Origin of the sequence: Emergencia timonensis (assembly GCF_900086585.1) — a bacterium.
GTDB classification, from domain to species: Bacteria; Bacillota; Clostridia; order Peptostreptococcales; family Anaerovoracaceae; genus Senimuribacter; species Senimuribacter timonensis.
On the sequence record NZ_FLKM01000009.1, the window covers coordinates 341,339 to 357,048 of the forward strand.

Consider the following 15,710-nt stretch of genomic DNA (forward strand, 5'->3'; position numbering starts at 1 on the left):
GAACGCGAAAAAGGAATTTAAGGCGAATGAATAATGTGTCCCATTGCCGATGTCAAAAATACAGACTCATTTTGTACGGAATACTGTATGACCAGGCCACATAAAATTATGGTAGCATATAGATAAGGGATGGGATTATTTTGAAAGAAAAAGTAAATATTTTGAGTGTTATCAAGTACGCAGGCGCTTACATCGCCTTTGAAATAGGGTCAGGCTTTGCGACAGGACAGGAGATTCTGCAGTTTTACACGTCTTACGGCGTCTGGAGCATTGGAGCCGCCATCATCAGCATGATACTCTTTGCCTGGGCCGGCGGCAGCGTGATGAAGATCGGTTATGAGACGAAAGATGTAGAGAATTTGAAGCCATATCAACTTCTCTGCGGCAAGGCTATGGGAGTATTCTATGAATACTTTGTTTTATTTTATCTCTTTGCTGTTTTAGCAGTGATGATTTCAGGCGCAGGCGCATCACTGCAGGAATACTGCGGTGTCAGCTATTATGTAGGCGGACTGTTTATGGCTCTGCTGGTGTTCGTCGCCTTTGCCTTTGGACTAGAAAAACTGATCGACATCGTCGGTCTCATGGGACCGTTGATTATCGGCTTTTCTATCTTCATAGCCATTTGTACCATTACGGCCAACTTCGGAGACCTAATGGTAGGCAATATTGACGTCAGCAGGTTGGTGACATCAAAACCGACCGACAGTTGGTGGATGAGCGGAATCCTATATGTGGCGTACAACGTGGTCAGTTCCATCGCCTTCCTGATGGCCCTTGGACGAGATGCAAAATCTGCCCGCGAGGCGGCGGCAGGCGGTATCACGGGCGGGGTACTGCTGATGGTCACTGTTATATTTATGAACTTTGCGCTGCTTTCCCGTTTGGATTTAATTGAAGGCAGCATTGTTCCGTCACTGAAACTGGCCAACGAAGTTTCTTCTCTGGCAGGAACCGTTTTCGTAGTCGTCATGATTTGCGGTATCTTTTCCACAGCGGCTCCGGTCCTTTGGACCATATGCAATAATCTGGCAAAACCGGGCAGCAGGATTTCCCTGGTGATTGCCCTGCTGGTCAGTCTGGACGCTTTTATTCTGGGACAGATGCCATTTGATAAATTAGTCAGTTTCATCTATCCTTATACCGGATATTTGGGTATCATCTTGCTGGTATGTATTTGGAGATATAAGTTAAAACACAGGACGTTGAAAGGCAGATACAAATGATGAAGATTAGAGAAGAATTGCTGGCGATGAAGAAAAACAGCTACGCAAACGGAGATTTTGATATTCCAGAGGGCAGCATGGACTGCACTGAGGGGGTAAACCCCTACGGCTGCCCTGAAGAGGTCTTAGCGGTCTTTAGGCAGATCAGATTAGAGGAAATTATCAACTATCCTCACGATGTGAAAGTGTACGAGGCGGTCTGTGATTATTGGTCGGATTTGGCATCTTTAGAAAAGGATAATATCATGCTGACCGACGGCAGCATCGCCGCCATCTATATCGTCAATAACCTCTTTGCCCAGAAAGGCGCGAAAGTTCTCGGCGTGGCGCCCCAGTTTTCAGACTACGTGTCCAATGCCAGACTCCTTGGTATGAACTATCGCTATGTGGCACTGGACCGGGCGGATCGTTATAAATTTGACGTCAATGCACTTCTCACGCAGATTACGGACGATTTGGCCGCAGTCTACCTGGACAACCCCAACAACCCGACGGGACAGATGATTACGGCAGGGGAGATTGAAATGGTGATGCGCAGAGCGAAAGCAAAGGGTGTCTGTGTCATTTTGGACGAGGCCTATGGGGATTTTGTATCAAAACGGGAGTCCGCTATGCAGCTGATGGACGAGTACGAAAACCTCATCGTACTGCGAACCCTGTCAAAGGGTTTCGGCATGGCTGGCATTCGTGCAGGCTATATCGCCGCATCAAAGGAGCTGATCGGTTTTATGAGCCAGATTACCAACCCTTATGCCGTCGGGCAGATGTCGCGCAGGATGATGGCGGCGGCGCTTGACAACGCCTACAGACTGGAGAGAGATACCCAGGAATTCGCTTCGGCAAAGGTGAAGGTGAGGCGGATGATCGGAGAGAACATCAAAATGGCGGCCACCGACGACAGGGTGCCGATTTTCCTTCTGTATCACAAGGACCCGACTGTGGATCTATACCGCCTCCTTGTGGTGAACGGCATCGTCGCAGTGCCGGGCAGCGCGTTTGATGCCATCGACAACAACTGCGTCAGAGTGAGACTGTCTTCAGAAGAGGATTTTCCGCAGTACCTGAAACTGCTGGCGAGAGCGGAGGTAGCGGCAGGGCAGATTATTGATGAGAAAATGGCTTAAAATCGTTCTGATTAAAAATACGGAGAAACGGTGATATCGAACTCCGTATTTTTTATGCATTATATTTCGAAATAATTTGACAAATCTGAAAATAGAGGTATAATTGATATATTATTAAATGCATTTAATGATTCGCATTTAATTAAAAATAATTTTACCCATGAAAGAAAGGAAGGTTTGCCATGAAAGAAAAGAAAATTGGCTTTTTCTCCGTAACTTGCTTAGCCATAGGAACCATTGTTGGAGCAGGGGTATTTGGAACAATACCGGCTGCTGCCGGTATTGTAGGGACTGGAATAGAATGGGCCTACTTCATCGCATTTATTTCAATCCTGATCTGCTATATCCCGCAGATGGTGACCATATCTGTACTCCCGGCGCCATTCACGTTTTATATGCACACCACCCGTCTCGTTCACCCGACAGCTGGCTATATGCTGGTGATATTTGGTTTTAACTATGTTTTCATCCTATCTGCTCTGGCAGGCGTTTTTGCAGAGTATGCGTCTGTTTACATACCTGTTGACCATCGTACTTTAGGCGTGGGCGCTTTGCTTTTTTTCGCCTTTATTACAAGCCTGGGAGTTCAGGCCAATGCCATTGCCCAGAATATCATGGTAGTATCTCTGTTTTCTGCTCTGTTCCTCTATGTCTTTGTGGGGATGCCTGAAATCCGTCAAGAGTTCTTGTCCTTTGGTGATATCATTAAACCAGAGAATCTGACGATCGTGACCCTTGGATCTGCTGTGGCATTACTCAGCGCCAGTCTGCAGGGTGGTGTAAGCATTGCCTTTTACCCTGAGAAAATCAAGAACCCGGGAAAAACCATCCCGCGTGCGTTTGTGTGGGCGACGGCTATCTGTTGTTTTGTTTTCATGCTGGTAAGTGCTGTGACAATTGGAGTGCTGCCTATGGAGCAGGTGTCCTCACTTCTGGACGTAGCGAAGATCGTCTTTTCACCTGGTATGTATCATTTCTTTATTTTGGCTGGGGCAATCTTCTCTGTATTGACCTCCTTGAACGGGATCTTTATCGCAGGTGGAAATGTGGGCAGTGCGACCGCAGAGGATAAGGTCATGCCTATGTGGTTTGGCAGGCTGAACAAACACGAAGTCCCAAAAAACACTGTATGGCTCTTGGCAGGTGTTTCTTCTGTATTTGTAGCCTTCGGCTTTCCTATCGGTACGCTGCTGACAGCTTACTCACTGCTGAACCTGTTTTGTCTTCTGCTTTTGTTTATTCCGGCACTCAAGGTGCACAAACTTTATCCTAATTCTTTCCGGGCAGCGTCCTTTAAGATTCCGCCACAAGTGACAGCGATACTCAGCCTGCTTGGTGTAGGCATCTGCATTTGGCAGCTGGTTTCTACATTGATTACTCTGGACATGAAGATGATCGTCACCATTGTCATATGGTATGCGATTTGGTACGCCTTTTATTTTGGCAGACGTCGTTGGCTGAAAAATCAAGGGTTTGATCTGGACCGGCAGATGAGGTTGCCTTATCCAGAATGGGTAGAGCGCGAGAAAGAATTATCTAAGATCGCTGAAAAAAAGAAGGAGTGTGAGACAAAATGAAGAAACGGAAAATAATCGACTCTCATTCGCATCTGGCCTGCAAAATGTTTGGCAATCCAGAAGAGGGGGCGGGACATCTGTTCCGTTATAGACCGGCGCCTGACGTGCCGATTCCGGAGACAGAGTTCTTTGGGAACGTAAATTATTATGAACTTTATACAAAGGGGCAGTTCCAGGGAGAACGCATGTGGCCCGACGATCTTTGGCTGAAGGCGGAGCGGGACTCTGAACTGAAAGCGGCTATGACCGCAGCTGATACGAAATGGATGGGCAATCGTTGCCTGAAGAACACTTTCTGGAATCTGCAAAAGATCCTCGACGATAATGAAGTTGATTATATCTGTACGCTGCCCATATGGCCCGCTAACAGTTTTGAAGACTATCGAGTTGCGGCAGAGCTAGATCAGAGAATCCTGCCTTTTACCTGTATCTATAACACGGAAATGAGCGCAGAGGAAGCTGTGGATAAGCTGATGGATGATGTGAGGCAAGGGGCGCGGGGACTAAAGATTCATCCTATCATTCAGGATTTGGACTTAAAATCTGATTACATAAAAAAGATTTTGGAAGCCTGGGCGAAAACGGGATTGCCGGTTATCAGCCATTGCGGTAATGTGGAATATGGCGTAGAGAATCAAGGAGCGCCTAATTATGGTAATCCGGAATTTTTGGCAGATTTGATCGAAGAGATGCCGGAAGTGAATTTTGTCGGCGCCCATTGTGGAGGCTGTCGCTCCTGGGAAGCGGAATATTTTGCCGAGAGGGTAGGTGGTCTGAAAAACGTCTGGGTGGACACCAGTTTCCGTACTCCGAAGGAAATCGCCTGGATGGTTAGCGCATTTGGTGAAGACAAAGTGTTGTTTGGCGTCGATGTTCCTTTTTCTGACATGGATGTAAGCATCGCATGTGTGGAAGCGGCGCCGTTAAGTGATAGGGAAAAGGAAAAAATCTTCTGGCACAATGCCGCTGAATTATTGAAAATTGAATAAAATGATCGGCTGATTTCTTGACAAATCGAGGATTGCCATTTACTATTAAATAAGGTGCCTGAAATGGCGGACGCAATGAAATTCTAACGAAGACAAGGTGGTAATCATGGCAACGATTTTATCGGTGAAGGAACAGACTTATCAAATCATCAAGGAAAAAATTCTCAATCAGGAATATCCTGCCGGTGCCCGGATCAATATCAATGAATTGGCAGAGGAGCTTGGCATTAGCAATTCTCCCATCAGAGAAGCACTCAGTCTGCTGGAGCAACAGGGCCTGGTCATATCGAATCGCAGCAGCGGGGCGACGGTGACGACCTTTACCCACAGAGACCAGTATGAACTTTCGCAGATGTATTTGTTTTGGATTGTCGAAAGCTATCGATTTTGTTGTGAAACCAACAAGCTGGAAAAGCTGATAAAAAGGGCGGAAGAAGTTCTGGAAACGCAGAAAATTTATTTTAAGAGTAAGGACTACAAAGAGTGCGCCTATTATGCCAACTTGTTTGAACGATGTATCATAGAGACGACAGGCAATAAGAGAATGCTCGCACAGTATGACAGCATCTTTCCTGTATTTTTTCTCGGTTCCATTTACTTTCTCGAGGGCAAAGAGGAGGAACGGAGGCTGGGGCTTGCGCAGCACGAAGAAATTCTCGCGGCTATGAAGGCCGGCCGGCACTCTGATGTAATAGAAATTTTTAAAAAGCATTATTACAAACCGATGTGGGATTTGAGATTCCAAGATGACGAAACAGAATAGAACAGAAAAAGTGCCAGGTGAAAAGTCATCTGGCACTTGTGTTTTTTTGGCACTACTCTTTGTCCTGAAACCGATTGTAATGCTTGGATAGCAGTGTCCTGGCTGTGTCGAATTTGCCATTCATGATGGCGCCGAGAATCTTTTGGTGCTCCACAATGGCCTCCATTCGGTTGGTATCGATGTACCATTGGTCATATAAAACCGTCAGATAAAACAAGCCTTCGATTTCGGCGTATTGCTTTGAGATATAAGGATTATTGCAGCAGGCTACGAAAGCCGCTTCGAAAGCGATGGAGTATTTCGCGTACTCCGGCTGGCTCTCCAAATTCATGTGGCTCATCTGCTCCTTCAGCGCTCTCTGAAGCAGTTCAATCAAGTTGTCTATCTGTTGATTCTGCAGGCAGATTTCAAAGGAACCGAGCAGCATGCTGAGTATCGCCTGGGCGATGTGCCCCAGCCGCTTGTTGGAAAAAGTAATCACACTGGGACCGGCGTTAGGATAGATTTCTACCAGCCCGTCCCGTTCCAGCATGGAAATCGCCTCCCTAACCGGGGAGTTACTCACATTCAGCTCTTTGGAAATGGACATGATAGAAAGCCTTTCGCCTGGCTGATATTTCAGCTCGATGATGTTTTTCCTGATAATGTTGTAGATCTGCTCCCTGATGGGGGTTCTGTTCAGTCGTCTATCCATAGTCGTTCCTCACCTTCGTCATATCTATATTTTAGCCCTTTAAAGTAAAACTGTCAAGAAAACGTCAAATAATTAACAGAATATAATGAATAATGGGCAATGCGTGATTTATTTACAGCTATATCCGATTCAGAGGCAGTTATACATAAATTGGAAGCAAGGAAAAGCCTTAAACTTCAATTCTCTTGTCCCAATTTTACGTTAAAATTGTATCATGTATGCACTTGTTTGTTTATACAAAAAATATTTATAAAAATTGATAAAATAAACATGTTTTGCTGTAAATTCGTAAAATCCTTCCCATTTAATCCCAAAAAATTTGACAAAGCGTTTTCGGAATTTTACAATAAAAGAAGAAACAGATATATTAGTCCAGCTGTGGAGATGCCGGTGCTCATCTGCGGCGTGATGATTGATAAAATTTAAAGGAGGACGAGAGACCTATGAAAAAATTAATGACAGGCGATGAAGCCATCGCTAGAGGTGCTTATGAGGCAGGGGTTAGACACGCATCCGCATACCCGGGTACTCCGAGTACAGAAATCATGGAAAACGTTTCTACATATGAGGAGATTTACGCAGAGTGGGCTCCAAATGAAAAAGTAGCTATGGAATCAGCCGTAGGCGCATCTATGGCTGGTGCGAGAAGCATGGCCTCCATGAAACACGTAGGTGTAAACGTTGCCGCTGACCCTCTGATGACATTTGCTTACATGAAAGTAAACGGAGGATCTGTATTGGTCACAGCTGATGAACCGGGCATGTTCTCCTCGCAGAATGAACAGGATAACAGAAACTACGCCAAGATGGGCAAGATGCCGATGTTTGAACCGGCAGACAGCCAGGAATGCGTAGATATGATGAAAGAAGCTTATGAAGTATCTGAGAAATACGGCGCTGTCGTCATCATGAGAATGGTTACCCGTGTTTGTCACTCTAAATCACTGGTAGAAATCGGCGAAAGAAAAGAAGTCGGCGTAAAGGATTGGAAAAAAGATCCGCAGAGATATGTCTGTCTTCCAGCACATGCGAGAGTCATGAGAGTCGCTCTGGAAGAGAGAACAAAGCAGCTTGCTGAATACAGCGAAACGACCAAGTTCAACTATGCCGAAATGGGCGGCACCAAAGTCGGCGTCATCGCTTCCGGTCCTTCCTATTACTATGCGAAGGAAGTTTGGGGAGAAGACGCTTCTTACCTGAAGCTTGGCTTCACCAATCCGCTACCGGCAGAAATGATTAAAGACTTCTGCAGCAAGGTTGACGAAGTTTACATCGTAGAGGAAGACGATCCATATATCGAAGAATTCGTACAGAGATTAGGCATCAAATGCCACGGAAAAGACACCTTCCCATCCTATGGAGAGATGACACCGAACGTGCTGAGAAAGGCTCTCTATGGAGAGGAACTTCCTCAGGTAGAATACAACAAAGAAAAAGTCATCAAACGTCCGCCTACTTTCTGCGCAGGATGTCCGCACAGAGGTCTGTTCTACAGATTAGGCAAGAGAAAAGACGTCATGATCAGCGGCGATATCGGATGCTACACTTTGGCTACTGGCGCGCCGTATAACGCAATGGACGCATGTATCTGCATGGGCGGTTCCATTTCCATGGGCCACGGTGCACAGCAGGTATTCAACAGAGCTGGTGTAAAGAAAAAGGTCATCACCGTATTGGGAGATTCCACCTTCTTCCATACAGGCGTCAACTCGCTGATTAACACGGTATATAACAACAGCAATACCATCAACATCATCCTCGACAACAGAATCACAGGCATGACGGGACATCAGCAGAATCCGGGCACTGGATTTAACGTAAAGGGCGAAGCTGCACCGATGATTAACATCGAAGAATTGGTGAAGGCCATCGGTATCAAGCACGTCAAAGTCATTGACCCTAACAATCTGAAAGAAGTCGATGATGCCTTTGACGCATTCATGGAACTGGATGAACCTTCCGTCATCATCACCAGATGGCCTTGCGTCCTGAAAAAATTCTCTGATGCCGATTTGGAAGAATGGCCGAACCTGTTCAAGACGAAGAACGTGGTTGATGCCGAGAAGTGTATCGGATGTAAGCAGTGCCAGAAGACGGGGTGTCCGGCTCTGATCTTTGACAAAGAGGCAAAGAAAGTACATATCAGCAGAGTGGACTGCGTAGGCTGTGACGTATGTGCCCAGGTTTGCCCAGTAGAAGCGATTGTGAAGGAGGATTAATTAAAATGACGAAGAATATTTTATTATCCGGCGTAGGTGGTCAGGGAACCATCACCGCTGCAAAGATGCTGACTTTTGGTTTGATGGAAGCAGGATATGACGTAAAGATGAGTGAAATTCACGGTATGAGCCAGCGAGGCGGAGACGTGGTTTCACAGGTAAGATACAGCAAAGAAAAGGTGTTTTCACCAGTCATCGAGAAGGGAACGGCAGACATCGTCGTATCCTTTGAAAAGATGGAAGCCCTCAGAACCTTGGATTATCTCAAACCAGATGGTGCAGTTGTCGTCAATACCCAGGAGATTCCTTCCATGACCGTGCTGACAGGCGCAGAAGAATATGCAGACGACGTTCTCGACGAAATTGAGAAGTCCGCTAAGAAAGTCATCACTCTGGATGCTACGAAGCTGGCTGAGGATCTCGGCAACGTAAAGGCTGCCAACGTGATACTCCTCGGTACATTGGTCAAATCCATGGGTCTTGACGACATCGACTGGGCAGACATTATCAAAAAGAACGTCAAAGAAAAATTTGTCGACTTGAACTTAAAAGCTTTCCAAGTTGGAATGGATGCTGTAAAATAACATAAACAGTAATAAATTCAAATAAAGGTAGGTATAGTAAGATGATTTCAAAGAGAATGGAGCCTTTGGTAAACAACAACTCTGTGATCAGAGCCATGTTTGAAGAAGGTAAACAGATGGCCGACAAATATGGCGCAGAGAATGTGTTCGATTTCAGCATCGGCAATCCTAATGTCCCTGCTCCTAAGGAAGTTCAGGAGGCGATTATCGACATCGTAACCAACGAAGATCCGGTCAAGGTTCATGGATATATGAACAATGCAGGATTTCCTGAGACAAGAGCGGCAGTTGCCGGAAATCTGAACAGACGTTTCGGCACCAAATTTACAGAGAAGAATATCATCATGACCGTCGGAGCCGGCAGTGCACTCAACGTATTGCTGAAGACCATGTTAGAGCCGGGAGAGGAAGTCATCGCCTTCGCGCCATACTTCGTTGAATACGGCAACTACGTAGCTAACTATGACGGCAAACTGGTCGTCATTTCCCCGAATCCAGAAGGCGGCTTCATGCCGAAGCTGGACGAATTTGAAGGGGCGATTACACCGAAGACGAAGGCTGTCATCATCAACAACCCGAACAATCCGACAGGTGTCATCTACCCGGAATCCGTCATCAAAGAGATGGCGGCAATTATGGAAAAGAAACAGAAGGAATACGGAAGTGTAATCTATCTGATTTCTGACGAGCCATACAGAGAACTGGCTTATGACGGAGCAGAAGTGCCATACCTGACCAAGTATTATGACAACACGCTGGTAGGATATTCCTACAGCAAGTCTCTGTCACTGCCTGGCGAACGAATCGGTTATGTGGTCATTCCAGATGAGTCTGACAACGCGGAAGAGTTTATCGACGCAGCCACTATCGCCAATCGTGTGGGCGGATTCGTCAATGCGCCTTCACTGATCCAGCTGGTCATCGCAAGATGCGTAGATGCTAAATGTGACGTAGCCTATTACGAGCGGAACGGTAAGACCCTGTACGACGGGCTGACCGAAGCAGGCTTTACCTGCACAAAACCGCAGGGTGCTTTCTACATGTGGATGAAGTCGCCGATTCCAGACGAAAAAGCATTCGTCGCAGCGGGCAAAAAATACAATCTGCTGATGGTACCGGGAAGTTCCTTTGCCTGCCCAGGTTATGTGAGAATTTCCTATTGCGTATCTTATGATCAAATTGAGAGATCACTCCCGAAGTTCAAAGAACTTGCCAAGGAGTATTTCTAAATAATAAGGAAGGCTGAGCTGCATGCGGTAAGCCTATCCTGCAAAATGATATTTGTTTATCCGGAAGCGTCGCTTCTCGCGGTAAGGACCTGGTCCGACCGCAGAGCGGCGTTTCTTTTTACATAAAAAAGGGGCTGTCCGCGTTAACGGGCAGCCCCTAGGGAATTTGCTCTCAAGCTGTATGATGATCCAGCCTTCTGTCATTTTTACCAGCCGGTATATAGACGCGGACGATGTAGATCGATGCCAGTATCAGTGCGAATATCAGGCCGATGACATAGGTCAGGATGGTATAACCGCTGGCACCCAGATTGAGCCCTTCCGGTGCGTAGAGGATGTAGGTCATGCTGACTGCAGACATGAAGGCTGCGGGAATTGCCGCCATGAGGCTGGCATTTTTGCTGACATACCTGCACAGATAAACTGCGCCTGTCCAGAGAACGATCATCGCTAAAGTCTGGTTTGCCCAGGAGAAGTATCTCCAGACCACTTGGTAATCCAGCATGGAGATAAAGTAACCGGCAACCAGCAGCGGCGCGGATAAAGCCAGCCGCTTCTTCATGTCTTTCTGGTCGATTTTAAACCAGTCGGAGATGGTCAGCCGTGCGCTTCTGAAGGCAGTGTCACCCGAAGTGATAGGGCATGCGATGACGCCGATCATTGCCAGTGCGCCGCCGATAGGGCCGAGGAGATTCATGGACATCTCGTATACGACTGTGGAGTTGCCGCCGCCAAGGTCCAGCAGGGCACCCATGCCGTGAGCCGGGTTGTAATAGAAGGCAATGCCGGCAGAAGCCCAGATCAGAGCGATGATGCCCTCCGTAACCATTGCGCCGTAAAAGATGTTCCGACCCTGCTTTTCACTGGTCATGCATCTTGCAATCATCGGCGACTGCGTTGCATGAAATCCTGAAATCGCACCGCAGGCTACAGTGATGAACATCAGAGGCCAGATTGGCGCGCCGTCGGGACGCAGGTTTTCGAAGGTCAGCTCCATCATTGGCCTGGTGGTATCATGGAGCACTGTGGCGCCGCCGATGCCGAGGGCCATGACGATCAGGCAGATGCCGAAGAGGGGGTACAGCTTGCCGATGATCTTGTCGATGGGGAGCATGGTTGCCAGGAAGTAGTAGACCAGAACGACGATGGTCCAGAATCTGACGCTGAGGGTGCTTGGCGTCAGCAGGGCCAGAAGGCCGGCAGGCCCTACCATGAAGACGACGCCGACACCCAGCAGCAGAATGACGGAAAAGACGCGCATCAAGGTTTTCATGAACGGTCCCAGATAAATTCCGACGATTTCGGAAATGCTGGCGCCATTGTTGCGCTCCGAAAGCATGCCGCACAGATAATCGTGGACTGCCCCGGCGAAGATGGTGCCAAGTACGATCCAAAGATATACGACAGGACCCCAAATCGCTCCGGAAAGGGCGCCGAAGATAGGCCCCAGTCCTGCGATATTGAGGAGTTGGATCAGGAAAGCTCGCCATGGCTTCATGGGAACGTAATCTACGCCGTCAGGATGGGCTGTGCAGGGTGTCAGCCTCTCGTCAGGCCGAAAGACGCTTTCGACGATTTTTCCATAGGTGAAAAAACCGATTATCAGTAGTGCGAGACATGCGAAAAAAGTCACCATAATGATTCCTCCTAATTTGATATCTACAAAGTATGTCTTTTCTTTTCAAATTCAATTGTATCACGAATTTAGAACAAATGCTGACGTTATATTTGCTCGTTGAGAAAAAATCTGCTTACACAAAAAAACTCCGGCAAATCAGTGCCGGAGTTTTTGCTGTAGATTGATTTATTTGCTGCGTTTCTTCTGCGGCAGCAGGATGCTGACGATGCCGCAGACTGCCATCAGATACGGATAGAACAAATACGGAATGATGGCGAAAGGCGTCAGTCCGCTGAGGGCGGCAGCTGTCAGCAGTTGTGCTCCGTATGGGATGATGCCTTGGAAGACCGAGGCAAACATGTCCAAAAGGGATGCGCTTCTGGACGGTTCAATGTCGTAGTCTTCGCTGATTTCCTTGGCGATCGGGCCTGCGATGACGATAGCGACCGTGTTGTTTGCTGTTGCAGCGTCTACTAGAGAAATCAGCGCTGCTACGCCGAATTCCGCGCCTTTGTAGGTGTGTACGTGGTTATGTATCTTCTCCAAGATAAAGGCGAAGCCTCCGTTCTGCTTGACCAAAGCGCTGATTGACGCTACCAGGATGGAAATGACCGTGATGTCGTACATGTTGGTAACACCTGTGCCGATGGAAGTAAAGACTGCGGAAGGAGCCATGGCGCCAGTGGCAATTCCCACAATAACCGAAAGCACTGTGCCGCTGATCAAAACGATGAATACGTTGACGCCGATGATTGCAGTAATCAATACCAATAGATACGGAATGACCTGCAAAATGTTATAGTCTAAATCGTCTTCCATTTTGAATTTAGATCCGCGGGTGAGGAAAAAAAGGACGACGATGGTCACGATGGCCGCCGGCAGGACGATGAGGAAGTTCCGCTTGAACTTGTCCTTCATTTCACAGCCCTGAGTTCTGACTGCCGCGATGGTAGTATCAGAAATCATGGATAGGTTGTCTCCGAACATGGCGCCGGAAACCACTGCGCCGACACAAATGGCCATGGCGAAACCGGTCTTTTCGCTGATGCCTACGGCGATAGGAACAAGTGCGGTGATGGTTCCAACCGAAGTTCCCATGGAGATGGAGATGAAGCAGCCGATGACGAAGAGTCCGATGACGGCGATACTCGGCGGCAGCAGGGACAGGCCCAGGTTGACAGTGCTGTCTACGCCGCCGGCAGCAGAGACAGAGCCGGAAAAAGCGCCAGCAGCCAGGAAAATCAGACACATGGTGATGATGTTCTCATCTCCTACGCCTCTGGCGACGATTGAAAATTTTTCGTTAAATGATTTGCCGCGTGTTTGCATAAAGGCTACAATCAGTGCGATGAGAAACCCTACTACCGCTGGCATGGTGTAGAAGTCTTTCAGTATAATTCCCGTTCCTAAAAAGAGAATCAGAAAGACTAAAATTGGAAGCAGGGCTAGTCCGTTAGGCTTGATGTTTGATTCGTTCATTTGACTTTCTCCTTAATTTACTAAAAAAGCTCGGCCTTTGTGAACAAAGGTCGAGCCAAATACTATCGCTTTGCAAGTCATATTTTATCAAAATATTAACTGTGGTGCAAGGCTAATTTCTTGATTCTGTGCTGTCTATAAGGGGAATAGATGAATCCCAGACCGCGATTATAGGCTTTGAATCCCCAAGTGGCAGCGAAAGAGTTTCTCTTTTTGTGTTTACGCAGAAATGTTCTTTCTATTCCGCCAAAGGCCGCGATGCCTTCTTCCTGCACACACTCGATCAAATCGTTGTTACAGGTGATATCGCGGTCAAACTCGGTAAAGGCCATTCCTACATATTCTTCTTTGTGAGAATCAGAGCCGCCGAAACACTGCTTGCCGTATTTTTTTGCCAGCAGCTGGGCAACCTGATTTGCATGGACGGTTTCACAAGTATTGAAGCCTTCCAAAAAATCAAACTTTCTGACTAACTGCGGGTTCTTGCGCATTTTGTTAAAAAACATGGCGCTGGAACTGCGGGCGCCAAATGGATGGGCCGGACCGAGAATTCCGCCAAAGTGATGTACAATTCGCTCCAGCATCTCTACGGACATGCCGCGGATCTGCAGGACTCTGAGACAGAGCTCGTCGGGCATGATGACGAGAAAATGTCCGGCGTCTTTCGTATCGTACTCAACACCCATCAGTACGACAAAATCATCAGGCATCTCGGCCTTGTTCTGCTGCCAATACCTATATCCTTTATATGAATCATGGTCTGTGACCAGCATGCCATCAAAGCCTTTTTCCTGCAGCAGCTCAATATACCTTTCGATGGAAATTTTCGAATCGATTGAGCCAGCCTTTGTATGGCAGTGCATATCAAATTTCATATTTATATCACTTCCTTCTTGAATATAGTTTACACCTGTATTAGACTTTATACAAGTTAAGAATTAATGAAAATTATAGTAATTATTTGTGAATGAGGTAAAAAATGTTTGTATCTTTAAAAGAAATTTTGAAAAATGCAATGTTTGACGAATCGAAAGTTTTGGCAGGCAGCAGAGGTCTGAACAAAAAGATTAAAAGAATCTCTGTCTTCGACTGTCCCTGCAACAAAAACCTTGTCGACAGAGATATCATAGCAGAAGGGGATGTGTTTATTACCTGTCTCGACCAGTTTAAGTACGAGACGGAGAATATTTACGAGTATTTAGATACTTTGATTAAAACGGAGTGTTCTGGTCTCTTTGTGGTAACGGACGATATGCTTTACGTTTTGTCAGACGATATTCTACAATCCTGCGATCAGAATAATTTTCCGATTGTTTTGATTCCAGAAGATATTCCCTATGCGGCAATCATAGACACCGTTAATAAGTATATTTCTATCGATAATTTAAATGCCATTAACACCTTGAAAATTGAAAAAATAATGTATGGAAATGTCCTTGCCAGCGAGAAGATGGAGATTCTCTACAGTATTAATCCCAACATGAAAAAATTTCTGCGCGTCATCGAGGTGGAAGGAGACTTCAACTCAGATATTGCTCAAGTTGAACTTCATTTTTATTATCTCAAACAGAAGAACGACATCTATGTGCGGAGCAATAATCAGCAAATTTTTATTTTAAGTGATGAAGACGAGAAGTCATTGCGCCGGCGTTCGGATGTTGCCTCTATCCGCATCAAAGAATTTGTCAGTAAACCTGTCATGGGCTACAGCCGGATCTACAACCGAAAAGATATCGGCAAAGCTTTAGAAGAAGCCAAGAGAGCTTTGGAGACGGCGAAAACTATGAACATGTCATCGCAGAACTACGATCCCCTTTCTGTATTGCAGCTGCTTTTGACTGTCAAGGATACACAGGAAGCCCACGACTTTTACAGAGCCTATGTGGATGCCATCAGACAAAAGGCTTCCGTGGAAAATTTAAAAGAGATATTGATGACCATGGAGTCTTATGTGGCCCATTCAGGCAACTTTCAGGCAGCCGCTCGTGAAATGAATCAGCATGAAAACACGATTCGCTATCGAGTGAACAAAGTAAAGTCCGCCCTCGGCATGGAGAACGATAACGTTAAATTTCATGAAACCGTGGCAGTAGCAGTAAAACTGCGGACGCTGATTAACGAAAAACTGTGATTGAAATAATTTTAAAAAAACTATTGTTATTTTAAAATTATAATAAAGTGGTTTCCTTCGAAAATTTGTATAATTTA

General features: G+C 46.4%; 13 protein-coding genes. 9 read left to right on the forward strand and 4 right to left on the reverse strand.

What is annotated here, in order from left to right; genetic code table 11:
* Positions 1-140: 140 nt before the first annotated feature.
* From BN6539_RS12505 to BN6539_RS12525, 5 genes are all read left to right on the forward strand, one after another.
* Positions 141-1,226, forward strand: coding sequence for a YkvI family membrane protein (locus tag BN6539_RS12505; protein WP_067539020.1), 1,086 nt, complete (start codon positions 141-143; stop codon positions 1,224-1,226).
* A complete protein-coding gene (locus BN6539_RS12510; RefSeq protein ID WP_067539023.1) occupies positions 1,223-2,350 on the forward strand; it encodes a pyridoxal phosphate-dependent aminotransferase in 1,128 nt (375 codons plus the stop codon). Before BN6539_RS12505 ends, BN6539_RS12510 begins: the two co-directional genes overlap by 4 nt.
* Positions 2,351-2,532: 182 nt before the next feature.
* Positions 2,533-3,927, forward strand: coding sequence for an APC family permease (locus tag BN6539_RS12515; RefSeq protein ID WP_067539026.1), 1,395 nt, complete (start codon positions 2,533-2,535; stop codon positions 3,925-3,927).
* Positions 3,924-4,916 carry an amidohydrolase family protein gene (locus BN6539_RS12520; protein ID WP_067539028.1) on the forward strand — a complete coding sequence of 331 codons (993 nt, stop codon included), beginning with the start codon at positions 3,924-3,926 and terminating at the stop codon, positions 4,914-4,916. Before BN6539_RS12515 ends, BN6539_RS12520 begins: the two co-directional genes overlap by 4 nt.
* A 106-nt stretch (positions 4,917-5,022) precedes the next feature.
* Positions 5,023-5,679, forward strand: a complete 657-nt coding sequence (locus BN6539_RS12525; RefSeq protein ID WP_067539029.1) for a GntR family transcriptional regulator — start codon at positions 5,023-5,025, stop codon at positions 5,677-5,679.
* A 52-nt stretch (positions 5,680-5,731) separates the two neighbouring features.
* On the opposite strand, the gene BN6539_RS12530 is transcribed toward BN6539_RS12525, so the two are convergent.
* Positions 5,732-6,373 (reverse strand): GntR family transcriptional regulator, encoded by a 642-nt coding sequence (locus tag BN6539_RS12530; RefSeq protein WP_067539035.1) that lies wholly within the window; start codon positions 6,371-6,373, stop codon positions 5,732-5,734.
* Positions 6,374-6,816: 443 nt separating this feature from the next.
* Between BN6539_RS12530 and iorA the strand changes: the two genes are divergently transcribed.
* From iorA to BN6539_RS12550, 3 genes are read left to right on the forward strand one after another with little or no spacing between them, the layout of a single operon-like run.
* Positions 6,817-8,592: an indolepyruvate ferredoxin oxidoreductase subunit alpha gene (iorA, locus tag BN6539_RS12540; protein WP_067539038.1), complete on the forward strand. Its 1,776-nt coding sequence runs from the start codon at positions 6,817-6,819 to the stop codon at positions 8,590-8,592.
* A gap of 5 nt (positions 8,593-8,597) precedes the next feature.
* On the forward strand, positions 8,598-9,176 hold the full coding sequence (locus tag BN6539_RS12545; protein WP_182435435.1) for an indolepyruvate oxidoreductase subunit beta: 579 nt from the start codon (positions 8,598-8,600) through the stop codon (positions 9,174-9,176).
* 41 nt (positions 9,177-9,217) lie between these two features.
* Positions 9,218-10,405 carry a pyridoxal phosphate-dependent aminotransferase gene (locus BN6539_RS12550; protein WP_067539044.1) on the forward strand — a complete coding sequence of 396 codons (1,188 nt, stop codon included), beginning with the start codon at positions 9,218-9,220 and terminating at the stop codon, positions 10,403-10,405.
* Positions 10,406-10,577: 172 nt separating this feature from the next.
* Here BN6539_RS12550 and BN6539_RS12555 read toward each other — a convergent pair whose 3' ends face one another.
* The 3 genes from BN6539_RS12555 to BN6539_RS12565 form a co-directional block, all read right to left on the reverse strand.
* Positions 10,578-12,041 (reverse strand): carbon starvation CstA family protein, encoded by a 1,464-nt coding sequence (locus BN6539_RS12555; protein WP_067539047.1) that lies wholly within the window; start codon positions 12,039-12,041, stop codon positions 10,578-10,580.
* A gap of 168 nt (positions 12,042-12,209) precedes the next feature.
* The gene (locus BN6539_RS12560; RefSeq protein ID WP_067539051.1) at positions 12,210-13,502 is read right to left on the reverse strand and encodes a Na+/H+ antiporter NhaC family protein; all 1,293 of its coding nucleotides are present in this window, start codon (positions 13,500-13,502) and stop codon (positions 12,210-12,212) included.
* A 95-nt stretch (positions 13,503-13,597) separates the two neighbouring features.
* Complete coding sequence (locus BN6539_RS12565; protein WP_067539053.1) at positions 13,598-14,377, reverse strand: PHP domain-containing protein; 780 nt, start codon at positions 14,375-14,377, stop codon at positions 13,598-13,600.
* A 104-nt stretch (positions 14,378-14,481) separates the two neighbouring features.
* On the opposite strand from BN6539_RS12565, the gene BN6539_RS12570 reads away from it, so the two are divergent.
* Entirely contained in the window at positions 14,482-15,633 is a 1,152-nt protein-coding gene (locus tag BN6539_RS12570; RefSeq protein WP_067539060.1) for a PucR family transcriptional regulator, read from the forward strand.
* Positions 15,634-15,710: the final 77 nt, after the last annotated feature.